The sequence below is a fragment of the Shewanella sp. FJAT-51649 genome (assembly GCF_019457435.1).
Lineage (GTDB): Bacteria > Pseudomonadota > Gammaproteobacteria > Enterobacterales > Shewanellaceae > Shewanella > Shewanella mangrovisoli.
This window is the reverse complement of the sequence record NZ_CP080411.1, coordinates 1,862,629-1,886,139: the sequence shown is the minus strand read 5'-3', so window position 1 is coordinate 1,886,139 and position 23,511 is coordinate 1,862,629. Positions and strand designations below refer to the sequence as shown.

Sequence of the window (23,511 nt, the reverse complement as noted above, 5' to 3'; positions counted from 1 at the left end):
GTACTAAGATGAACTAAAGCAGCGCAGGCAAAACTCACCAAGGTATGCCACTACATAAACTCGGGCTGTAACACTTGGGTTTCAAGCTGTTGGTAATGACTAAAGGTGATCTCCCCTCCAGATGCTGTGGTGACCACGGCTTGGCCAAGACACAGATGCTCAGGGAGTCCCGCGGTAAGAATGGGCTGATTAAAACTAATCAAATCCCAACTGATTGGAGAGAATAAATCTACTAGCCGCGCCACGACGGGATGAGAGTAATTCGCTAAATCGAGATTAGTCTCGAAGCTCACATAGGAATGCTCCCCTAGCCCCAGAGATGGCGTAATATGCAAGGTAACATAGTCTGTCCCACGTATCGCATTCAACGAAAACCCAGCAGGCTGAAAACAATGCATATCAAACTGAAAATCGCCGAAAAGTTGCTGAAATCCAAGCCGCTGATAAATCCCCTGCTCAGTTTGTGTCGGCAGCTTGAGATAATCGGCAAGTTCGCCACGGATGTGGTACATCATCAATTCAAGGCAAGTCTCGGTTGAGGATACAGTTTGCTTGTCAGTACAAAACAGATAGTGGTGATGTGAGTCTAAATGGCCCACTCGAAAGGCTTTGCCAGGGATCAGGGTCCGCAATTTCGCGATATCGTCCACAAAGCTGGTGCTTTGTCGCTGGGCTTGGTATTCATTCTTGCGCTGATAACAGAGTGCGGCAATATGCTCCACACCTAAGGCGTTGATAAAATGGCAGGCAGCATCCACTAGGGTGCTATTACCGCAGGTGAGTAGCAGAATCTTATCATCCCAGACGAACAGACTGGATTCACTCAGCAGATAGGCATCGCAGGCAGGATTACTGATTGTGGACAAGATATCCGCATTGGCGCAGGCCACTAAGGTTGACCAAAAGCCGTACTCTCGTTGGCGTAGTGACGCCATCTTGGGAGTGAGTCTGATCTCAAGCTTTTTTTCCGCGCCTTCAAAAAACATCAAGCCGTACGCCTCATCTTATCCCTGTGTTTGGGCATCTATTGGTATTGCAGTCATTCATGCTTCACAGTCAACGCTGACTTAAGTGAATGCACGCATTTAAGACTGCTACCCCATCAATTTTGTGCGGCTATTTTTACACGACTCACGCCGCAATAAAACCACCGAGCTTGCTTTTACAAGATTCCAGCCTTACAAAGCACTCACGCTTATAACTCGCTAGCAAAAACAATAGGCTATAAAAAACAAAAGTCAGCCTAAGTGTCCCTAGGCTGACTTTTTTAACACACTCAATATTAAGAAAAATCTTCTAAATAAGTGTAACCTTTTAGGCCCACTTGCAGTTCTTCTAAAATCTGGGCGCGTTCTTCTTCGGCAATGTGCTGATTCACTAACTCTTCGTAAGTACGCATAAAGTCAACGGCATCTAAGTTAACATAACGCAGTACGTCAGCAACCGTATCACCGGCAAGAACCGACTCAATGTTGGTCATACCGTTCTCTTCGATGCTGACCACCGCAGAGTTAGTATCACCAAACAGGTTGTGCATATCACCTAAGATCTCTTGATAGGCGCCGACCATAAAGAAGCCCATCAGATAAGGACTTTCAGCGCTCCAAGCCGGTACTGGCAGTGTGGTTTCAATCCCTTGACCGTCTACGTATTGGTCAACAATACCGTCAGAGTCACAGGTGATGTCCAGCATCACGGCGCGGCGCTCTGGCGCTTTGTCTAAACCAGACAGTGGCAGCACAGGGAACACCTGATCGATACCCCAAGCATCCGGTAACGATTGGAATAATGAGAAGTTAACGAAGAACTTATCGGCTAACTTTTCGTTTAACTCATCGATAATCGGTCTGTGGTAACGGTTTTTGGTGCTTAACAAACCTTGCACTTCGTGACATACACGCAGGTTAGCCTGCTCAGCCCACGCACGTTCTGCCAAACTTAATTGACCTAAAGCAAACAGCGATTGCGCTTCTTGCAGGTCACTTTGGCTATCGTGGTAAATCTCAATCAAAGCGCGTTGATCGGCGCGGCCGCTGATCTCAGTCCAAGATTGCCACATGTTGTGCAGCAGTTGTGGCGACTCTTCCGCAGGCGGCTGGATTTCTTCGACTTGATAGGCTTCAGTACCAATCACATCGGTGATTAACACAGCATGGTGCGCCGTTAAGTGACGGCCAGATTCTGAAATAATACGTGGCATAGGTTGCTCGTATTCATTACAGATATCGGTAAGCACGTTGACGATGTTGTTCGCGTATTCGCTTAAGCCATAGTTCATTGAGTTGTTACTTTGGCTACGGGTACCGTCGTAATCCACCGCTAAACCACCGCCGACGTCGAAGCAGTTAATGCTGGCGCCTAACTCACGTAATTCACAGTAGAAACGTGCCGCTTCGCTCACACCTTGACGAATATCGCGGATGTTGGCGATTTGCGAACCTAAGTGGAAGTGCAGTAACTGCAGAGAATCTAACATATCCTCTTGTTTTAACTGATCAACCACGGTAAGAATTTGCGCTGCTGATAAACCGAATTTCGATTTTTCACCGCCGCTGGCTTGCCACTTGCCTTTACCTTGGAATGCAAGGCGAGCACGTAGACCTAAGCGAGGTTTCACCCCTAAACGCTTAGACTCGGCCAACACCATCTTCAGCTCAGACAGTTTTTCTAAAACGATGTAGACCTTATGGCCTAACTTTTCACCAATTAAGGCTAAACGAATGTATTCGTTATCTTTGTAACCGTTACATACGATCACTGAACTGGCTTTTTGCGCCATGGCCAACACGGCCATTAATTCTGGCTTACTGCCGGCTTCTAGGCCTAATTGTGGAACTTCTTTTGATGCTTGGCTCGCAAGGATCTCTTCTACCACAGTTTTTTGTTGGTTTACTTTAATGGGGTAAACCAGCAAATAGTCCGCCTGATACTCATACTTTTGTATCGCTTGGTCGAATGCTTGGCACAAACTGTTCACTCTGTGGTGCAGAATTTGCGGGAAACGAACTAATACAGGTAAAGCGACCCCTGCTTTAACCATGTCTTTTGCTAGCTCATTTAAGCCAATCTTGTGATCAGGATTCTTAGGATCCGGCGACACTGTCACCTCACCTTGGTCGCTGATCCCATAAAACCCTTGGCTCCAGTGGGTAACGTTGTACCCAGCACGAGCAGCATCAATAGACCAATCATTCATTTTTATTTAGCCCGTCTATAAAAAAATGGGTTAAACGGCCACTGCATTCTTGCGCGACCGCCCGTTCGACAAACCCAGGTAAAACAAATGTTTACCTGACATACAATTAGGATGAACTCACCCTATTTAATGCAGCAAAATCAACCCAGCTTAGGTGACATTGATGCGTTTTTCCTTAACGCAGCCGGGGTAGACCCCAGATTCTTATTACTTTGGCGATGGTAGGAGATTGCGTTCATATCACCCTTTATCGCCAAGGTTTCTCACCAATGGCATTAACCTTAGCGCGCTTTGAGGTTAAAAAACACCCAAAACCCTAACGTTAGGCGTCGCATCACAGCTCAAGACCCAAAATTCACTAACAAGGGGGTTTAAGCGTGTCTACAACAACAGGTAACACTAAAGGAACAACATTACATATTAAGCGGCTAGGCAAGACCGAGCGCACCTAATAACAGGCAAGATTATTGTAACAGGGGACTGTTGGCTTCTTCGCGGCCAGAATTGATACGGATTAACGTGAGATGTTTAAGGCTGGTATCGTCATAGGGCACAACGATTGAGCGCTGACATTGTGATGCTTTTAGGCAAAGAGCAAAAAATGGATGCTTGTGCATTAGCTAAACAATTCCTCTTAACCCCATGTAACCATTATAAATTGTACGTTACACGGTTAATGACCTGTGAACCATAAAACCATTACAACTCACGTAATATTTGTCATGTCTGTAACGAGCGAAGTCGTTAAACGGCGCAATTAAACCGCGCAATGTCACAGATTGCAAGCAAGAATCTCATTTAATATTTTTCATTAAAATATAACAAACACCCCATTAACAGGGTAGGCTGTCACACACTGAATTAATAAAAGTAAATTAATAACTTAGAGAATAATCCTACTTTTAATACGTTCAATATTTTTTAATAGGCTTGCAGAATAAATGGCTAACAATCGCAGCGGCGGCATGATTTTTAACGGCGACTAAGCCATTAATCCTAAAGTGCAAACCTAAAAGCCGAACTGGAAGCTGCCGTTTACGGATAAAGCGGTTATAATCACCGCCGAATGACATCTATAGATAGAGAGCTACATGGTACAGATAGGAAAAACCTGCAAACTTGAGGTGGTAAAACAAGTCAGCTTCGGTGTGTATTTAAATGCCCACGAGTTTGGCCAAGTGTTACTGCCCAACAAAGCCACCCCAAAAGATTGCCAAGTCGGTGACTGGCTAGAGGTATTTTTATATCTGGACTCTGAAGATATCGTCATTGCCACAACGCGCAAACCGCTTGCGCAAGTCGGTGAGTTTGCCTATCTAAAAGCCGTGGCAACGGGTCCTTACGGGGCATTTTTAGACTGGGGATTAGATAAAGATCTACTGCTGCCCTTTGGCGAGCAGCATAAACCCATCGAAGAAGGCCGCTCTTACCTCGTCTACGTGCATGTTAACCGTGCGGATGAACGTATTGTCGCCTCATCAAAAATCGATAAGTTCCTCGATAAAACCCCGGCGCAGTACGAAGTGGGTCAACAGGTCGACTTATATATCGGTGGCACCACAGATTTAGGCTACAAAGCCATTATTAACCATGCCCATTGGGGCGTGATTTACCAAAATGAAGTGTTCCAAAAGCTGCGTTTTGGTCAAAGAGTGAAAGGTTTTATCAAACAAGTGCGCCGCGATGGCAAAATCGATCTGGTCTTGCAGCAAGGTAGTAAGCAAGAGCTCGATAAGCACGCGCACATTATCTTAGTAAAACTCAAGCAAGCGGGTGGCTTCTTACCGCTGACCGATAAAACCGATGCCGAAGTGATTTACGAGCAACTCGGCATGAGTAAAAAAGCCTTCAAGAAGAGCATCGGCGGCCTGTTTAAAGCGGGCAAATTAAGTATCGACGATGATGGCTTACGCCTGACTGAAGCAGACTGATCAGGCAGAATAGTCAACCGAATACGGGACTTAGCACTCTCTTGCCCCCATGTTCGTGCTTTATTTGTACAAATAGTTTGCCTTAAACCTCAGTTTACCGACAAGCGCTAGGATATTAAGCATGGCTCTGTTATAACAAAGCCATGCTTTTTTCTTTGGAGCTTATATGGAACTCACGTTACACGAAGCCAGAGTTATCGGTTGCCTACTTGAAAAAGAAGTCACCACCCCAGAGCAATACCCGCTTTCACTCAATGCCCTAACCCTCGCCTGTAATCAAAAAACCAGCCGCGATCCCGTATTGGACTTAAGTGAGGCGCAGGTTCAAGATGCCCTCGATTCGTTGAATAAAAAGCGCTTAATCAGCGAGCAATCCGGCTTTGGTAGCCGAGTCGTCAAATATAAGCACAGATTCTGCAACACCGAATTTAGCGAGTTACAACTCTCCAGCGCGGCGGTAGCCATCGTCTGTTTGCTGCTGCTTCGCGGCCCACAAACGCCGGGCGAATTGCGTACCCGCAGCAACAGGCTGCATGACTTTAAAGATGTGCTCGAAGTGGAAGCCTGCATTAAGCAATTGATGGAGCGAGATAAACCCGTGCTAGCCCAACTGCCACGGGAGCCGGGTAAGCGTGAATGCCGTTATACTGAGCTGTTCTCCCAAGGCGCGGAGCAAATTAGCGCCGCGTCATTCACCAATGCCACCAATGCAGATGCACACCCGCTAAACGAGCAGGATAGACAACAACTGGAAGCGAGAGTCACGCAGCTTGAAGAGCAAGTGGCTGAACTTAAAGATAAGTTAGACTCGCATATCGCTTCTTTATCCTAACCGCGCCGCGGACGACTTTCGCGAATGGTCGCTCTTAATGATGACTAACGTGAAAGTTTGTCCGCTCACTCACTGACGAGACAGCGAATGACACCGAACGCTCCCAGTACATTCAACAACATGCTTTTGATCGCTGGCTTTGAATGTCGAAAATTTCTATTTAACCTTCGCGGGATTATCGCCCTTATCGCCTTTGCATTAGTGTGGGGCATACTATTGCTCTACCCCATCCAAGGCGCTTCGACTTTATTGATGCAGCCCAATATCAAAGATCTGATCGACGGTCTCTTAGGCAACCAAGCACTCAATGTGCTGTTTGACTGGCCCGTGGCGGAAATGGCCATCTTCTGGTGTTTTGCGCTGTATCTGTTTCCCATGTTCAGTATTTTGATTGCCGCCGATCAGTTTTCCTCAGACAAAACCCGCGGCACATTGCGCTTTTATACCCTAAGAACCAGCAAAGACAGCCTGCTCTTCGGCCGCTTTTTGGGGCAAATCTTGATCCAAGGTCTACTGATCTTATTGACCATACTCGCCACCATAGCACTGGCACTCACTCGCGATATAGGCTTGTTATTACCCGCATTAACGTCGGGGGCCTTGGTCGGCGTCAACTTGGTTATCGTGATTTTACCCTTTACCGCGGTGATGACCCTATTGTCCCTCTATGCCAACACGGCAAGACAGGCTATGGTGCTCGCCACCATCTTGTGGACCGTCGTCTCAATTGCACTATTGATTTTGGGTAATCAATCCAGCTTATTTGAAGGTTTACAATGGATATTACCGGGCGCTCAACTGTCGAACATGGTCAACACCAATGGACTCAATAGCTTTGCCTACGCACCTATTCCCCTATTACAAACTGCATTCGCCCTCTTCCTTGGCCGCGTTTATATCCAAAGGAGTCAACTATGATCCTCATTCAATGCCAAGGACTGTCCAAACACTATGGCAGTAAAAAAGCGCTCAATAACGTTAACTTAACCCTCGAAGCGGGAGCGCCCATCGCCCTGGTTGGCCCTAACGGAGCAGGTAAAACCACACTGTTTAGCCTGCTCTGTGGTTACCTCACCCCAAGCGCGGGCACGGTGCGTATTCTGGGAGAAGCGCCCAATAGTCCAGCATTATTAGGCCAAATTGCCGCCCTGCCACAGGATGCAACGCTCGATCCCAATTTAACCATTATCAGCCAGTTAAGCTTCTTTGCGCGTCTTCAAGGGATGGATAGCAAGCAGGCAAATCAAGAAGCCCTGCGAGTACTGAATTTAGTTGACTTAGCCGAGGTGGCGCAGCAAAAGCCACCGAGTCTAAGCCATGGGATGAGTAAACGTGTGGCGATTGCTCAAGCCTTAATCGGCTCGCCTAAGCTGGTATTACTAGATGAACCCACCGCAGGACTCGATCCCGCCAATGCCAAGAAAATCCGTGAACTCGTCAGAACGCTCTCGCCCAACACCACCTTTGTGATCAGCTCGCATAACTTGGACGAGCTCGAAAAGCTCTGTGACCAAGTGCTGTATCTAGATAAAGGTGAGTTGGGCCAATCGATTTCGATGCGCTCATCCAATAGCGGTAGTGATTATCTCACCCTCACGATGGAACACTGTGACAGTGAAGCGCTGATCCAAGCCGTAGGTCAAATACCCGGTGTAGTGAATATCACCTCAAAACAACCCCATGTGTTTGTTATCCAATTGGATGACACGGCAAATCGCCATTATGAATTTGAAACCGCCCTCCTCGCCTTATTTAAGCAGCAGCATTGGCAATACAAGATGCTGCTGAAAGGACGCACATTGGAAGAGACGTTATTTTCTTAAGCCCGCGATAAGTCCAGCCATAATTCCACCGCTTAAACCAACTCTTACAGCGCCCGCAAGGGCGCTCAGCAGACACAGTGTTGTTTATACACAGCGAAAGCAACGCCATTTCTTACACCCCATCAAAGGTGGAACAGTCGTAACTATCAGGGTTAAAACGCTTTATCCTCTAACGTCCACTTTAGCGCTAAACGCACAGGGGCAACTTAGCCCCTAACGCTGCTTATATGAAGAGTATTTCCGTTTCACAAAAAAGTTTGCCGCTGCTAACCAATAAAGCAGCAGTTAAGCCGCTTTGGTAAAGCTAGGCTTTCAATCTGATCCCGAGCTTGTTATAACTCCCCTTTCCTGCTCTTTCGCTGAATTCAGAGGTTTCAATGAACAAAGCACAACTTATCCAACGTATCGCCACTTCGCTTGAACAGTCCCAGGCCAGTACTAAACCTGTTGTCGAACAAATCCTGCAACAGATCCATATCGCCTTAAGCGAAGGTGAGAAAGTCTTCCTCCCGCAATTTGGCACCTTTGAATTACGTTATCATTTACCTAAATCGGGTCGGAACCCACAAACTGGCGAGACGATGGAGATCGCAGGCTTTAACCAGCCAAGCTTTAAGGCGGCGACAGCGCTAAAGCAAGCGATAAATGAGTAGTATTGTGGATGTGTAAAAATTGCCTCGTGAAAACCACGGGGCTTTTTATGGGGCAAGGTTAACGATATTACTTTTGCAAGGAGGAAGATGCTCCTGCTGAGTTTGACACTATCAAGTTCAGAGCGCAGAAATAAGAAGATTACAAGGCCAGACTAGAGCCTGTTCGACAAGTGACAGTGCACAAGAGGCTCTAGATGAGAAGATAAAAAGTCGCTGTAAAACAAAGAAATCGGTGCTGTAAATGCAAAAAAGCCCCGACGAATGTCGAGGCTTATTTACTATTCACTAAGAATAATGGTACCCGAGGCCAGACTTGAACTGGCACGCTGTTACCAGCGAGGGATTTTAAATCCCTTGTGTCTACCGATTCCACCACTCGGGCAAACTCTGAATATCGCAAGCACAGCTATTGATATTTTTAACTCTTTGCTTCGTTATTTTACTTATATTTCAAAAATATAATTAACGAAGTTTAACGCTTCAGCTCGCTTTGAGCTGTCACCATTATAATAATGGTACCCGAGGCCAGACTTGAACTGGCACGCTGTTACCAGCGAGGGATTTTAAATCCCTTGTGTCTACCGATTCCACCACTCGGGCAAACTCTTTATATTAACGACGGGAATCGTGTCATTAATATCTTAATTATGGAGGCGCGACCCGGAGTCGAACCGAGATCGACGGATTTGCAATCCGCAGCATAGCCATTCTGCCATCGCGCCATATTTCCAATCATTTAGATTGGAGCGACATATCGGGTTCGAACCGATGACCTATACCTTGGCAAGGTATCGCTCTACCAACTGAGCTAATGTCGCATTTCGATTTCACACTCACTCAAAAAACAAGGCATCGTATCCACCTTACCAACTGAGCTTATGTTGCATCTCGTAGAGTTAAGATTTTGTTTTCACTTCGTCTCTCGTCTACGGGGAGGCATTCTACCTATTTACCATGCAGTGTCAACCGCTGTTTTATCGATAACTTACTGCTTGCGCACTAAATAATCTCTTTGATCTTTTATTGCGCTATTCAGCCGTTAAATCTTTCCAGGCGGCTAAAATGTAACTCATCATTGACCAGAAGGTTAACACGGCAGCGATATATAACAGCACAAATGCCGCGGTGATCATGAGTGGGTTGTATTGCCAGATCAGGCCAATAATCGCCACCATCTGCGCCGCCGTTTTATATTTGCCGATCCAAGAAACCGCAACCGTCCCGCGCTTACCTAATTCGGCCATCCATTCACGCAGGGCTGAAATCACAATTTCGCGACCAATCATAAACAGTGCCGGCAAGGTTAACCAAATATCGGCATATTGATCCACCAGCAACACCAGCGCGGTGATCACCATCAGTTTATCGGCAACGGGGTCGAGAAAAGCCCCAAAACGCGTGAGTTGCTTGAGTTTACGGGCGGCATAGCCATCCAAGGCATCGGTAATGGCGGCAAGCCAAAACACAAATGCAGCCACGAAGGGAGTCCAACTGTACGGCAGATAAAAGAGCACCACGAAGATGGGCAGTAAAAAAAGCCTAAAAAGGGTTAATGCTATAGGTAAGTTAAACGGCATGATCAAACCAGTTAGTCAAAAGCAGCGCCAATCTTGCCTTAAATTTATCACCCTCGCAATGCATCATGAATGGTTTGTGCCATTTCTATGCTAATACCGGGTACTTTCGCTAACTCGGCCACACTCGCGCCCTTCACTTCCTGTAAACCACCAAGATGTTGCAATAACGCCTTGCGCCGCTTAGGACCAATGCCAGGAATCGACTCGAGCGTCGACGTGTTACGGGTTTTCTGACGACGATTGCGATGGCCTGTAATCGCAAAGCGGTGAGACTCATCGCGAATATGTTGAATAAGGTGCAGCGCTGGCGAGTCATCTTCGAGGGAAAAGCTAGTTTCAGTGTCGCCAAAGATTAAGGTTTCAAGCCCGGGTTTACGGCTCTCCCCCTTTGCCACCCCAATAAGCTGCGGCGCTTTATCTAAATTGACGAATTTCTCATCCACTATTTGCTGCGCGATACGTAGCTGGCCCAAGCCACCGTCGATAAATAAGATGTCAGGAATTTTGCCGCTGGCATCGATTTTATCAAATCGACGACTAATGGCTTGTTTCATTGCGGCATAATCATCGCCGGGCGTAATACCTTCAATATTATAACGGCGGTATTCGGCCTTATGTGGTCCTTCGCGATTAAACACCACGCAGGAGGCTACCGTGCTCTCCCCCATGGTATGACTGATATCGAAACACTCCATCCGCTGAATGGGCGCATTGAGCTCGAGGATCTCCTCCAGCAAGACAAAACGCTGTTCAACGGTGTTTTTATGGGACAGACGCGTCATCACCGCATTGGTGGCATTGGTCAGTGCAAGGCGCAAAAAGCTTGCCCTGTCGGCGCGCACATTGGTTTTGATGCTGAACTTTTTATTTAGCGCCTCAGAGACGGCCGCTTCTAACTCATGCAATTCTTCAAAATGATGGCTTATCACCACTTCCTTAGGAATTGTGCGTTGAATATCGGCATTTAAATAAAACTGTAATAGGAAGGAACGTAAGACTTCTTCGATATCCGTTTGCGCGGGCACAGTTGGATAATAGCTGCGGCTACCAAAAATTTTACCTTCGCGGATAAATAACAGGTGAAAACACGCGATGCCCGAAGCGTAGTGCACACCGATAACATCCATATCCCCGGTATTGCCCGAGACTTCTTGCTGCTCGGCCACGCGGCGCAGCGCCATAATTTGATCGCGAAAACGCGCGGCTTGCTCATAGGCTTGCTGCCCGGCGGCCTCTTCCATCTTTGCCACAAGTTCACTGATGACTTGCTTATCTTTTCCCTTTAGGAACAGACTCGCCAGTTTAACCTGCTCGTCATACTCCGCATTACTGACCTTACCGACGCAAGGTGCACTGCAACGGGATAACTGGTACTGCAGGCAGGGACGAGTGCGGGATTTATAATAGAGATCATCACACTGGCGGATAGGAAACAGCTTTTGCATCAAGTGCAAACTTTCACGCACCGCGCCGCCATTGGGGTAAGGCCCAAAGTAATAGCCCTTTTCCCGCTGCGGCCCGCGATGGTATGCGAGGCGTGGATGCTCATGTTGGCTCAAGAAAATATAGGGGTATGACTTATCGTCCCGCAGTAACACATTGTATTTGGGCATGTACTGCTTGATATAGTCATTCTCAAGCAGCAGCGCATCGGTCTCGCTGTGGGTCAGCGTCACATCGATATGATGGATATGGGACACCAGCGCTTGGGTTTTCACATTCCCAAGGTTTTTACGGAAATAGGAGGATAAGCGCTTCTTAAGATCTTTGGCTTTACCCACATAGATGACGTCACCTTTGACGTCATACATGCGATAAACCCCAGCAGAGGATGAAACTGTGCGTAAAAAACTCTGGGCGTTAAAACCTGTCGACATCGTTATACACCCACTCTTTGACTCACTGTCTTCAACACAACTTGATAAATCGTCTTCACACTCACTGCTAACACTTAATTAATGCTAGATTCATTGACACAAGCGGCCACTAGAAATGGCCAGCGTCTAACATTTTATAACGGATCGCTAAACGGGTCAGCTCCACATCACCACTGATCCCTAGTTTGGCAAACAAGCGATAACGGTAACTGTTAACGGTTTTTGGGCTAAGGTTGAGCTGCTCAGAAATATCATTGACCTTTTCACCATTGGTGATCATCAACATAATTTGTAGCTCACGCTCAGACAAGGCTTTAAACGGATTCTCATCGGCAGGGTTGAATTGGCTCAATGCCATTTGCTGGGCAATTTCTGGGGATAAATAACGCTGACCACGGGAAACCTGACGTATCGCTTGCAGTACTTCGGGAGGTGTCGCCCCTTTGGTTAAATAACCGGACGCGCCCGCCTGCATCACTTTACTGGGGAAAGGATCTTCAGTATGCACAGTTAACACAATAATCTTGGCATGGGGCTGATAACGTAAAATTTTACGCGTGGCTTCAAGCCCCCCCATTCCCGGCATATTCATGTCCATTAAGATGACATCGGCTTCATTTTGTCTCGCCCACTGTACCGCGGTTTCGCCATCTGGCGCTTCTCCCACGACTTTGATCCCACGTTCATCTTCTAAGATGCGACGGATCCCAGTTCTTACAAGCTCATGGTCGTCAACTAAATATATCGATATCAACTTTTATCCACCTTTAACCAATGTCGACTAACACAGTGTAGTCAAATCAGAATACCGCAACCGGAATATAGGTTATCAGGGTAATTTAGCCCAACAATGGCATTTCGCAAAGCATAAAATGAATATTGTTAACTAGATGATATTTAAAGGAACAACGGACTCATTAACCCAGTTTAAATTCTGCACTTAAGGCGCTGCGGGTTTCGGTATTCACGGCAAATAACCAAGTGTGTGCTCAACGCCGCAAGTTTTAAACACCATAGAATGGAAGGCTAAAATACAAAGGACCGCGAATTGTTTAGCGGTCTTTGGATTGCATTTGACGGAGAAGCAGCACTTAGCATGAGAACCTCTGGGATTCAAATGATATTAACTAACAGCCATTATTGCTGATGGTTTATCTGTGGAATATTGCGGAGGTGCTGCGCTGAGAATAAGGAACCTAAGGTTCAAATAGCAAAAACAAAAAAGCCATCATTGCTGATGGCTTTCCGTAGAATATGGCGGAGGAGCAGGGATTTGAACCCTGGGTGGGCTATAAACCCACGCCGGTTTTCAAGACCGGTGCATTAAACCACTCTGCCACCCCTCCGAACGAGCGAGATAATAGCTATCTCCCCTCTGGTTGTAAACCTAAATTTATTATTAATTGAATTGATTGGCGATTTGATACTCAGTCGTCGATAAATCCATCGAATAACGCCTAATCTTCAATCAAAAGCCGTGTTATCCCTAAATTAAGGTTGTACTTATAGCCACTTAGGCCAAAAACGCTGCGCTCAATACACTCGCCCCCCCCCCATTAACTTCTTTAACTCGACAGCACCTTAAAGTAGCCACTTTATATAGTCGAAATAAAGACTCGATAAAAAGTCACTCAAATCAAAGCGCGCTAAAGGCTTGTGAAGGCAAATTGGCGATGCTGATGACTGAACTCATAAGTGGCTTAGAAGGTAGGTATAAACCCTCAAGGCAAATATAAGTTCATTTAAGACAATGCGAGAGACTGAAGCGAATGCGACCCCATATGAGCCAAGGAAGTACTCAAGCAGGCTCTGTTCAGATGCAGTATTAAATAAAGCACAGGAAGCTTGTGTGGACTTGAATGCAAAAAGGCCGCTAATGACTTAGCGGCCTTTCTAACAAATATGGCGTAGGAGCTGCACTGAGAATGAGGAACCCGGGTTCAAATTGCACAAACAAAAAAGCCATCATTGCTGATGGCTTTTCCGTAAAATATGGCGGAGGAGCAGGGATTTGAACCCTGGGTGGGCTATAAACCCACGCCGGTTTTCAAGACCGGTGCATTAAACCACTCTGCCACCCCTCCGAATGGCGCAAATAATATAAGCATCATCGGTGCTTGTAAACAGCAATTTTTCAATATTGTGTCAAATGCTCATCTTATGTTCACCAAGATGTTTTTTCAGGCAAATTGCCAACAAATTTTCAGCAATATCTGAGTAAACCAACGCAAAAACACCTATACAGTAAGAGACTTGCCGTCTTGGTATGGTAAAATCGCGGTAACTTTTCATGGTAAATGCTTATATGAATTCACTCTTAATACCATCATCCTCACTCGCGCCTGAATTTAACCTTCCTACCTTGCCGCAATCGGCCACAGGGTTAAAAGCCCTGCTTTTAGGGCAAGAACGTGTATTGGATGCCTTTAAGTTACATAACGCCATTGCCGATCAACAGCTCTACCTCGCCGATTTTCCGGGCATCGACCGACAATTAATCATGCAAGCCCTAATGGAAACTGTCGAGCCCTTATCCAGTGCTTATTTAGTGGCGGCTCGGCCTGTAGAAAAAGCCATTCAGTTCCAATGGCAGTATGAAGCGCCGCTCGATAATCAAGGCGCCATTGCCGAGAAAAATGTCAGTTACCGTTACCTGAGTGGCAATATCCGCCGTGCCGATCTTCTCGGTCGCATGGTGCAATCGGCAAATGGCAGCAAATATCAACCCGGTGCACTCGCCCAGTGCCACTATGTGTTTATCTGCGCCGAATCGCTGTGGAAACGCGAAGGCCTATGGGATCTGGTCATGCAAATTCTGACGCAAAAATCGTATCAGATAAGCAGTCACCTCAGCCCTATTCCGCTAAATTGTAAAATCATTCTTATTGGTGCAGGCTTAATCTATAGCCAAGTCCGCTCAGAAGACTGGCAATTTCAGCGCCACTTTAGTTTGCTGGCAGAGCTGGCGAGTGAACTCGATCTGACGCGCTTTAAAGAAGTGCAATATGCCAGTTGGTTACAAGCCGTGGCTCAGAGCGTTGAAGTTGGTTTAGAGCAATCAAGCCTTGCGCCGCTGTTTAGGCACAGCGCGAGGTTGACCGAACATCAACGCCGTTTAAGCCTCTCAATGCTCGATTTTGCCCAATTAATGGCTCAGGCTAAGGTTTATCGCGGCAAAGCCTCTATCAATGCCGCCAGTATTGAACACGCGCTCGAGCAAGCCAACTACCGTCATAACAGCTCTGAGGAATTTTCGGGGCAAAGTTTTGATGACAATTTCATAAATCTGCCAACTGAAGGCGCTATGGTAGGACAGATTAATGGCCTGACTGTGATCGATGCGATTGACCATAGTTACGGCGAACCCGCGCGGATCACCGCAACCGTGCATTATGGTGATGGCGAAGTGGCTGACATTGAAAGAAAGTCCGAGCTGGGTGGCAATATCCACGCCAAAGGCATGATGATCCTTTCTGCCTGTTTGTATCGTATCTTTGGTCGCGATGCACCGTTGCACCTTAATGCCAACATCGTATTCGAGCAGTCCTATCAAGAGATCGATGGCGATAGCGCCTCGCTCGCCGAATATTGCTGTTTGATGTCGGCGATTGCCGAGCAACCGATTATCCAGTCACTCGCGATTACCGGCGCCTTGGATCAATTCGGTAATGTGCAAGCCATTGGCGGCATTAATGAGAAAATTGAAGGCTTCTTTAATCTGTGTGAGCGTCGCGGCTTAACTGGCGAACAGGGCGTGATTATGCCGAAGTCGAACGTTCTGCAGCTTAACCTTGCCCCAAAAGTGATAACAGCTGTAGGCAAAGGACAATTCCATATCTATGCGATTGAGCATATGGACGAAGCGGTGGAGCTGCTGATGCAGATGCCCGCGGGGGTGGCCAATGAAGATAATGACTTCCCAGAAGACTCCTTATACGGCCTAGTGCAAGAACGGCTAGATAAGTTGGCAGGAAATGGCGAAGAGGAGATTAGCTTAATGACGAGGTTACTCGCAAAACTGGGATTATTTCGCCATTAATTAGCTGATCGGAGTTGTTTAGCTTACACGTGTTCGCTAATCTTGGCGGCTCTTATTGCTGGAGTAGTAAAACAATGAATAAAGCAAACAGTTTCAATAAAGAAGAACTCATCGCCTGTGGCCATGGGAATTTATTTGGTCCAAACTCGCCTCGTTTACCCGTCGATAATATGTTGATGATCGACCGGATCATTACTATTAACGATAACGGCGGTGAATTTGGCAAAGGTGAAATTGTTGCTGAACTCGATATTAATCCAGACCTATGGTTCTTTGGCTGTCACTTTATTAGCGACCCAGTGATGCCAGGCTGTTTAGGCTTAGACGCCATGTGGCAATTAGTGGGTTTTTACCTCGGTTGGGAAGGCGCCGAGGGTAAAGGCCGCGCGCTGGGCGTAGGTGAAGTGAAATTTACCGGACAAGTATTACCCGGCGCGAAAAAAGTGACTTACAAGCTAAATATCAAGCGTACTATTCATCGCAAGTTAGTCATGGGTATTGCCGATGCCATCCTTGAAGTGGATGGTCGTCAAATCTATAGCGCGACCGATTTAAAAGTTGGCGTATTTAGCGACACTTCGACCTTCTAATCGCTGCTGTACCCTACACGACTCGATACAAAAATGCCCTCATCTGAGGGCAATTATGCTGCATTACTCTGTCTGTTCTGGGCTATTTAATCCACGAGAAACACTCGTTATTTATTAAATAGCCCATTAACTCGGCCATCCACACCTTCACGCCAACCACCTAACCACTGTGACCGCGAATCAAGATTTGCATAAGGACAAAGCTCTTTAGAGCGGCCCCCAATACCAGCCTGGAATCCTTTGGAAAAAGCTCTGTCTAAACGATCTCGTTTTTGTCTTTTCATGCAAGCGTCCTCTGTTCTACGTGAAATAGAAGCAACAGCTTCATCCATAGAGATAGTGCTTTTCAGCCTCGAGATCAATCAAAAAATCGTCCATTTTATCGACTATTTATTAAACTATTGAGATCATGATTAAAAAAATCGAGGCATTTTGCCTCGATTTTTTGAGTCTGAATTCAAGCTGAAAAATTAGCGAGTGCGGCGACGTAACCAGACTAAAGGTAACGCAAGTAACCAAGCAAGAGAAGCGGCACCTTTACGTTCGTAATTGCCTGTGTCAGTGCTTTCATCCACTGTACAAGCTTCACCATTAGTGGTCGGTTTTAATACAACCATACGCGGAATATAAGCTGTGACTGGGTCACCATTACCACTGAGTTCAAATAGCGGCAAACCATTCTCACCCACAATAACATTACCATCCGAGTCAAACTGATAGGAAGGTTTACGAATAAAGGCAGTACCTACGATAGTGCCATCTTCATTAATGCTTGCGGCTTCAACAACCAGAATATCGCTGTTGTAGCTTAGCACCTTACCAGTGCCATCCTGCACTTCGACCTGATGGCGAGTCCAATTACCATCAGAGCCTTTTTCAAAACCCTTGGATTCACAGGTCAGCAAGTTATTGAGGTTACTGAACTCCCCAGTAGATTTCTCATACAGGAAGCCCGCCTTAGGACGTGGTTTTTCCTTATCATAGGTGGTTTCAATATAACCAACAACTTGACCTTTATTATTGATATCTTTGGGTTTGCTAGATAGGTCCGTGGTAGTTGATGCAAAGTCATTTGGCGTAACATAAGCCACTTCAGGCGTATTGGTATCAAAGTAGAAGAACTTATCACGTAAATATCCTTGGATATAACTACGATAGCTACCAACAAGAATACCGCTGTCATTCACATCGTAGGCGATGGAGCTTGAAATAGAATCACCCATCGGGATCCAATGGTATTGATAGTTACCCTCAGCATCTTTGCTCCAATAGGCTGCGTCCTGACGTAATCTATCGGTATTACCGTTACGGTAAACGTGCGAGCGTCCTGCGACCACACCTTCATTGTTAACACCCAACGCTTGGGCGGTAAAGGTCAGCGTATTGTCACTGGCCGGAGTTAACCCTAAAGGTAAAGCGGTTCCCGTTGCAGCACCATTGTCCAGTTGCCATACATAAGCACGGGTTTGGTACTGAATATTGCGTGTACCTTGAGCATTAGGGTATTGCTCGCGTTGAATACACACATCTAACGGTAACGTATTATCTGTGCCTAAACAGTAGGCTACGCGGTCGCCACCGTATTTGCTGATATCGGTACTAGCATAACCAACAACCAAATTATTGTTGTTAACCGCCGTCGCCGCCGACCAACCGCCTAACTCAACCGTTTTATCATCCTTCACGTACTGAGTGTAAGGTGGCAGTAATGGGATTTCGCTATCGCCTACTTTGGCTACACCGCGATACTCATAATCACGGTAATACCAGTAATCAGTCGTATCATCTGTAGTTGCGGTATTTTCCGTCTTCTTTTCAGGGGCCGTCATGCTGCCCACTTTCACGCCGGCATCGTTGATGCCGTAGTAAAAAGTATCGACAGAGTTAACTACCGAAGTATCGCTGGGTGGTGTAGTGCCGTTGATACTATCGAAGGTCGGTAACCATGCACCAGCGGCACCATTTTGCGCGGCAATAAACGCAAAGTTATTGGCAACAATAGCTGCCGTAATGGAGTAAGTAATGGTTTCCTCAGGGGCAATACCATCTTCAACGTCGATAACCCCACCTTCCACATCAGAAGTACTGAGTTTTTTCTTACCTTTAGCGATACCGACTAACTCATCGTTGGCATTCACGCCCAAGGCATAACCGTTTCGAGTGCCTTCGAGCGTACCTTGCAGATCATAATTATCAAGATTAACAATTTCATATACGGGTGCGGCATGGGCACTGTGTAATACGCCAAGGACACCTAAGGCAACCAAGGAGAGGGCTTTATCCAACTTTGACTTCATTAATTCTATTCCCATTTTATTATTGGTTTACTTCAGTGACTCAAGCTCTTCCCATCGCTCGAAGCAAACTTCCAATTGCTTTTCTTTATCCGCCAACAGGTTCAATACCGAATTGATTTTATCCTGTGTTTGACTATAAAAATCTGGGCTTGCCACTGTGGTTTGCAATTCGAGGATTTCTGCCTCTAATGTTTCCATCAACTCAGGCATGGCCTCTAATTCACGCTGTAACTTATAGGACAGTTTTTTCGCGGCTTTGGCGGGCTCGGCCACTTTTACCTCAGCGGTTTTTACTGTCGCAGTAGCTTCGACCGTGTTTGGCTGACTAGGTTCCTCTGAATAAAACTTTGCTCCTTGGTCAATTGCGTCTTGATAACCACCAACATACTCGCTCCAATGCCCATTACCCGCATACCACCAGCTGCTGGTGACAGTGTTATCGATAAAGGCCCTATCATGGCTCACAAGCAACAGTGTGCCTTGATACTCAGTCAGCAGCGACTCTAGCAATTCTAGGGTCTCAATATCAAGATCGTTTGTCGGTTCGTCGAGGATAATCAGGTTAGCAGGACGAATTAGTAACTTAGCCAGCAGTAATCGGTTTTTCTCACCGCCCGATAATGCCTTTACAGGCGTACGGGCGCGCATCGGCGAAAATAGGAAATCCTGCAGATAACTTAAGATATGGCGATCTTGACCATTAATGGTGATGGTCTTTTTACCCTCACCCACGTTGTCTTCAACGGTTTGCTCAGGATCCAGCGCCTCACGGTATTGGTCGAAATAGGCAATCTCTAACTTAGTACCGACTTTCACCTCACCCGATTGAGGTTGTAACTTCTCAATCAACAGCTTGATAAGGGTTGATTTGCCACAACCGTTCGGACCGATAAGCGCAATACGGTCGCCTCGAAGTACCGTGGTATTAAAGTTTTTAACCAGATTTTTATCGGGCAGATTGTAGTTTAAGTCCTTCACATCGAAGACTAACTTACCCGAACGCTCAGTATCGGCCACCGCCATCTTGGCATTGCCCTGACGATTCAAGCGCTCGCTACGTTCTTGACGCAGCGCCTTGAGTGCACGCACGCGGCCTTCGTTACGGGTACGACGGGCCTTAACGCCTTGGCGGATCCAGACTTCTTCTTCGGCTAATCGCTTATCGAATAAGGCGTTTTTCTCGGCTTCAACCCTTAACCATTCCTGCTTACCATCAAGGTAAGCTTGGTAATTACCAGGCCATGAGGTCACCACGCCGCGGTCTAAATCGACGATGCGGGTCGCCATGCGGGCAATAAAGCCCCTGTCGTGGCTGATAAACACGATGGCGCCTTGGAAATCCAGCAGGAATTTTTCCAGCCATTCGATGGTATCGATATCTAAGTGGTTAGTCGGTTCATCAAGCAGTAATAAATCCGGCTCACTGACGAGGGCACGAGCAAGCGCCACTTTACGCTGCCAACCACCGGATAATTCACTTAAGGATTTATCGGGGTCGAGGCCTAATAACTCACAGTTTTGTTTAATGCGCGAGTCAAGCTGCCAGCCGTTGTGATGATCCAACGTTTCCTGCAGCTTTTGCATTTGATTAAGCATGCGCTCCATCAGCTCAGGTTCGGCATAAGCCACATCGTGGGACAGTTGATGGTATTGCTCTAACGCTTCACCGACTTCCTTTAAGCCTGCAGCGATATAAGAGTAGACAGAGCCCTGCTCCGCCTTTGGTGGATCTTGCTGCAAACGGCTGACTGTGACGCTGCCATCGATGTTGAACTCACCTTCATCGAGCAGCACATCGCCGGATAAAATCTTCAATAGACTCGACTTGCCCGCACCGTTGCGGCCAACAATACACACTCGCTCGCCGCGCTCAATGGTAAAATCGGCATTTTGCAGCAACGGAGTGTAACCATAGGCTAACGAGCCATTATTGATACGAACCAGACTCAAACTAAGCTCCTAAAAATTCTTGTAATTGGGTAGCGTCAAAGGGCCAAAACAGGCAACGCTCATCCGCGGCCTTCACCACGGGAATACGCACGCCATAACGTTCAGCTAAGGCTTCATCATCGCAAATATCGATGGCCGTAAAAGGCACCTCTGCGGCATTAAGCAATGCCGCTGCCAGTTCACATAAGTGACAGCCTTCGGTGTGGTATAGAATGTAACCCGCTTGTGGTACATTATGCATGGGTGATTAACCAAGTATTATGGATATGGGGATTGCGCTTGTAATCCATAGGTAAAGTCACATCATCGATGTTTTCCACTTTGATTTTCATCTTGCCCAAGGTTTCGGTGTCCATCTTAAACTTGCGTTTGTTGTTAGAGAACACTATTTCCCCATTTGGACTTAATAGCTTCATAAGCATGCCCAGTAAGTTCACATGGTCACGTTGCACATCAAAGGAATCTTCCATGCGCTTGGAGTTAGAGAAGGTCGGCGGATCGATAAAAATCAAATCGTATTGCGCGGATTTATCGAGCGCACTATCGCGGATCCATTGCAAACAATCGGCCTGCACAAACTCATACTGCTTGCCACTGAGATCGTTTAACGCAAAGTTTTCCTTTGCCCACGCAAGATAGGTGTTGGACATATCGACCGTCGTGACCGACTTAGCGCCACCTAATGCGGCATGCACAGAGGCAGAACCTGTGTAGGAGAACAGGTTCAATACCCGGCGGCCTTTCGATTTTTGTCCCACTAAACGACGGGTTAATCTGTGGTCGAGGAACAACCCAGTATCCAAATAACCCGTCAGGTTTAACTTAAACTTAGCGCCATATTCGGTGGTGATAAGCTCAAGCTTACGCTCATCGAGCTTTTGATATTGATTGGTGCCCTTTTGACGCTCACGGGTCTTCATGGTGATCTTGTGCGGATCGACACCAATCGCAGCAGGCAGCGCCAAGAGCACATCGCTTAAACGACGTTTTGTCACGGCCTCAGGAATACTGGCCGGCGCCATATATTCCTGCACCACGATATGATCTAAGTAGCGATCGACCGCCACGTTATATTCGGGAATGTCGGCATCATATAAACGGTAGCTGTCGATACCTTCTTTTTTCGCCCACTTTTCTAATTGCTTGGCGTTTTTCTTAATACGATTCGCAAATGCTGGCGCGATATCGGCAATGTCCACCCCTTCCGGCAATACGGGCGTATCACGGCGAGTGCTTTGCGCGTGCAAGGTATACAGGTTAAAGGCACACTCTAGCGCACCGTTAAACATCTTCATCTGTTTATCGGCTTTGAGTTTCAGTGCCGAAATCAGCTCGATATCGCTACAGAGCATGGCCACTTTCCAGCCGCCATACTCCTTTTTAAACTTATCGCCTAATTGGTAATACAACTGTAATAGCTCAGAGACACTGCCTAAACGCTCGCCGTAGGGAGGGTTTGTAATCAAGTACCCTTCGGCGGCAGGCGGCTCAACATTCAGCGCATTAGCCACTTTAAAGTCGATCAGTTCAAGTACACCGGCGTTTTGCGCATTACGTTTTGCTAGGGCCACTAAGCGCGAATCGATATCCGAGCCGTAGAACTTCACTTCGCAGCGTTTTACCCCTAAAGATGCGCACGCCTTGGCTTCTTCTAAAATTTCTTGCCATGTGGCTTTATCGTGGCGGCGCCAATGCTCAAAACCAAAACGGCTGCGCTGCAACCCGGGAGCAATATCGGCAGCCATTAATGCAGCCTCAATCAGTACAGTACCACTGCCGCAGAAAGGATCGAGTAAAGTGATTGGCGCGGCTTTCCAGCCACTGCGCACTAGCATGTTGGCGGCAAGGTTTTCTTTTAACGGCGCTTCACCGGTCGTAGATCGATAACCGCGTTGATGCAAAGAAGGTCCCGAGAAGTTCATCGCAATGGTAATCACACCATTACGGAAATGGGCGTCGATTTTAATGTCGGCATCGATACGAGCGACGTTTGGACGGGCATCACCGTCATCACGGAAACGGTCAACAATCGCATCTTTAATCTTTAACGCACCAAATTGGGTGTTGTTGATAAAACCGCCAGTGCCGTGAAAATCGATACTAAAGGTGTTGCGATTGGAGAAATGAGCAGACCAATCAATACAATAAGCTGCGTTATATAATTGCTCCGCCGACTCACAGGGGCCCTTATAGATCACCAGCACGATACGGCTGGCCAAACGCGTCCACAGGGTAATACGGTAGGCTAAGGCAAGCGGCGCGGTAAAATAGACACCGGCAACACTCTCTTTAATCTCAGTCGCACCAAATTCTGTGAGTTCTTGGGCTAAGCTATATTCAAAGCCCTTAGGGGCGGCAGCAAAAAAATTAAGCATGGGATAATCAATACACAGTCAAAATCAAAGCGACATTATACCTGTGAAGCGACATAAAAGATAAACAGTTATTAGCCGAAACTCGATTTAGTCAGGCAGTTACCACTCTCTTTACGACAGATAAGCGGGCCACATTGCCCAGATTGTCCGAAATTCCCCCATTACGATTCATAATTAAGCACTCGTTCATTTTTTTGAAATTCCTCCTTGCAATGCCACAGCACTGCCGTTATAGTTCGCCCCGCTTTAGAGACGGACGCGGGATGGAGCAGCTTGGTAGCTCGTCGGGCTCATAACCCGAAGGTCGTTGGTTCAAATCCAGCTCCCGCAACCAATTTAAAGCCAAGGTGATGATATTCAAAAGGATATCC

At 46.8% G+C, this 23,511-nt stretch carries 18 protein-coding genes and 7 tRNA genes; 8 read left to right on the top strand and 17 right to left on the bottom strand.

Features of this window, described 5'->3' with window-relative positions:
• Positions 1–50: 50 nt before the first annotated feature.
• From K0H59_RS08515 to K0H59_RS08505, 3 genes are all read right to left on the bottom strand, one after another.
• On the bottom strand, positions 51–986 hold the full coding sequence (locus tag K0H59_RS08515; RefSeq protein WP_220055576.1) for an adenosylmethionine decarboxylase: 936 nt from the start codon (positions 984–986) through the stop codon (positions 51–53).
• 296 nt (positions 987–1,282) lie between these two features.
• Positions 1,283–3,196, bottom strand: a complete 1,914-nt coding sequence (gene speA, locus K0H59_RS08510) for a biosynthetic arginine decarboxylase (protein ID WP_011716660.1) — start codon at positions 3,194–3,196, stop codon at positions 1,283–1,285.
• Positions 3,197–3,660: 464 nt separating this feature from the next.
• Entirely contained in the window at positions 3,661–3,813 is a 153-nt protein-coding gene (locus K0H59_RS08505) for a hypothetical protein (protein ID WP_011071981.1), read from the bottom strand.
• A 474-nt stretch (positions 3,814–4,287) separates the two neighbouring features.
• Between K0H59_RS08505 and K0H59_RS08500 the strand changes: the two genes are divergently transcribed.
• From K0H59_RS08500 to K0H59_RS08480, 5 genes are all read left to right on the top strand, one after another.
• Entirely contained in the window at positions 4,288–5,127 is an 840-nt protein-coding gene (locus K0H59_RS08500; RefSeq protein WP_023265812.1) for a S1 RNA-binding domain-containing protein, read from the top strand.
• Positions 5,128–5,293: 166 nt separating this feature from the next.
• Positions 5,294–5,959 carry a YceH family protein gene (locus K0H59_RS08495; RefSeq protein WP_220055241.1) on the top strand — a complete coding sequence of 222 codons (666 nt, stop codon included), beginning with the start codon at positions 5,294–5,296 and terminating at the stop codon, positions 5,957–5,959.
• An 87-nt stretch (positions 5,960–6,046) separates the two neighbouring features.
• Entirely contained in the window at positions 6,047–6,877 is an 831-nt protein-coding gene (locus tag K0H59_RS08490) for an ABC transporter permease subunit (RefSeq protein ID WP_011716657.1), read from the top strand.
• Positions 6,874–7,782 carry an ABC transporter ATP-binding protein gene (locus K0H59_RS08485; protein WP_220055240.1) on the top strand — a complete coding sequence of 303 codons (909 nt, stop codon included), beginning with the start codon at positions 6,874–6,876 and terminating at the stop codon, positions 7,780–7,782. The genes K0H59_RS08490 and K0H59_RS08485 overlap by 4 nt, the downstream gene beginning before the upstream one ends.
• 377 nt (positions 7,783–8,159) lie before the next feature.
• A complete protein-coding gene (locus K0H59_RS08480; protein ID WP_037425710.1) occupies positions 8,160–8,435 on the top strand; it encodes an HU family DNA-binding protein in 276 nt (91 codons plus the stop codon).
• 295 nt (positions 8,436–8,730) lie between these two features.
• On the opposite strand, the gene K0H59_RS08475 is transcribed toward K0H59_RS08480, so the two are convergent.
• The 9 genes from K0H59_RS08475 to K0H59_RS08435 form a co-directional block, all read right to left on the bottom strand.
• Positions 8,731–8,817: transfer RNA gene (locus tag K0H59_RS08475), tRNA-Leu, on the bottom strand.
• Positions 8,818–8,948: 131 nt separating this feature from the next.
• Positions 8,949–9,035, bottom strand: a tRNA-Leu gene (locus tag K0H59_RS08470).
• A gap of 48 nt (positions 9,036–9,083) precedes the next feature.
• Positions 9,084–9,157: transfer RNA gene (locus K0H59_RS08465), tRNA-Cys, on the bottom strand.
• Between the two features lie 20 nt (positions 9,158–9,177).
• Positions 9,178–9,253 (bottom strand) — tRNA-Gly (locus tag K0H59_RS08460).
• A gap of 210 nt (positions 9,254–9,463) precedes the next feature.
• A complete protein-coding gene (gene pgsA / locus K0H59_RS08455) occupies positions 9,464–10,012 on the bottom strand; it encodes a CDP-diacylglycerol--glycerol-3-phosphate 3-phosphatidyltransferase (RefSeq protein WP_088211423.1) in 549 nt (182 codons plus the stop codon).
• A 47-nt stretch (positions 10,013–10,059) separates the two neighbouring features.
• Entirely contained in the window at positions 10,060–11,889 is a 1,830-nt protein-coding gene (gene uvrC, locus K0H59_RS08450) for an excinuclease ABC subunit UvrC (RefSeq protein WP_220055239.1), read from the bottom strand.
• A 109-nt stretch (positions 11,890–11,998) separates the two neighbouring features.
• Positions 11,999–12,643, bottom strand: coding sequence for a UvrY/SirA/GacA family response regulator transcription factor (uvrY, locus tag K0H59_RS08445; RefSeq protein ID WP_011622328.1), 645 nt, complete (start codon positions 12,641–12,643; stop codon positions 11,999–12,001).
• Between the two features lie 501 nt (positions 12,644–13,144).
• Positions 13,145–13,235, bottom strand: a tRNA-Ser gene (locus K0H59_RS08440).
• Between the two features lie 647 nt (positions 13,236–13,882).
• A tRNA-Ser gene (locus K0H59_RS08435) sits at positions 13,883–13,973 on the bottom strand.
• 221 nt (positions 13,974–14,194) lie between these two features.
• Between K0H59_RS08435 and K0H59_RS08430 the strand changes: the two genes are divergently transcribed.
• Entirely contained in the window at positions 14,195–15,928 is a 1,734-nt protein-coding gene (locus K0H59_RS08430; RefSeq protein WP_088211425.1) for an AAA family ATPase, read from the top strand.
• 74 nt (positions 15,929–16,002) lie between these two features.
• Entirely contained in the window at positions 16,003–16,518 is a 516-nt protein-coding gene (gene fabA / locus K0H59_RS08425; protein WP_011625892.1) for a bifunctional 3-hydroxydecanoyl-ACP dehydratase/trans-2-decenoyl-ACP isomerase, read from the top strand.
• Positions 16,519–16,625: 107 nt separating this feature from the next.
• On the opposite strand, the gene rmf is transcribed toward fabA, so the two are convergent.
• From rmf to rlmKL, 5 genes are all read right to left on the bottom strand, one after another.
• On the bottom strand, positions 16,626–16,802 hold the full coding sequence (gene rmf, locus K0H59_RS08420; protein WP_011071969.1) for a ribosome modulation factor: 177 nt from the start codon (positions 16,800–16,802) through the stop codon (positions 16,626–16,628).
• 186 nt (positions 16,803–16,988) lie between these two features.
• A complete protein-coding gene (locus K0H59_RS08415) occupies positions 16,989–18,815 on the bottom strand; it encodes a DUF3466 family protein (RefSeq protein WP_220055238.1) in 1,827 nt (608 codons plus the stop codon).
• Between the two features lie 27 nt (positions 18,816–18,842).
• Positions 18,843–20,765 (bottom strand): ABC transporter ATP-binding protein, encoded by a 1,923-nt coding sequence (locus K0H59_RS08410; RefSeq protein ID WP_220055237.1) that lies wholly within the window; start codon positions 20,763–20,765, stop codon positions 18,843–18,845.
• A 1-nt stretch (position 20,766) separates the two neighbouring features.
• Positions 20,767–21,006 carry a glutaredoxin family protein gene (locus K0H59_RS08405; protein WP_220055236.1) on the bottom strand — a complete coding sequence of 80 codons (240 nt, stop codon included), beginning with the start codon at positions 21,004–21,006 and terminating at the stop codon, positions 20,767–20,769.
• On the bottom strand, positions 20,999–23,140 hold the full coding sequence (rlmKL, locus tag K0H59_RS08400) for a bifunctional 23S rRNA (guanine(2069)-N(7))-methyltransferase RlmK/23S rRNA (guanine(2445)-N(2))-methyltransferase RlmL (protein ID WP_220055235.1): 2,142 nt from the start codon (positions 23,138–23,140) through the stop codon (positions 20,999–21,001). Before rlmKL ends, K0H59_RS08405 begins: the two co-directional genes overlap by 8 nt.
• 257 nt (positions 23,141–23,397) lie before the next feature.
• On the opposite strand from rlmKL, the gene K0H59_RS08395 reads away from it, so the two are divergent.
• A tRNA-Met gene (locus K0H59_RS08395) sits at positions 23,398–23,474 on the top strand.
• Positions 23,475–23,511 lie beyond the last annotated feature (37 nt).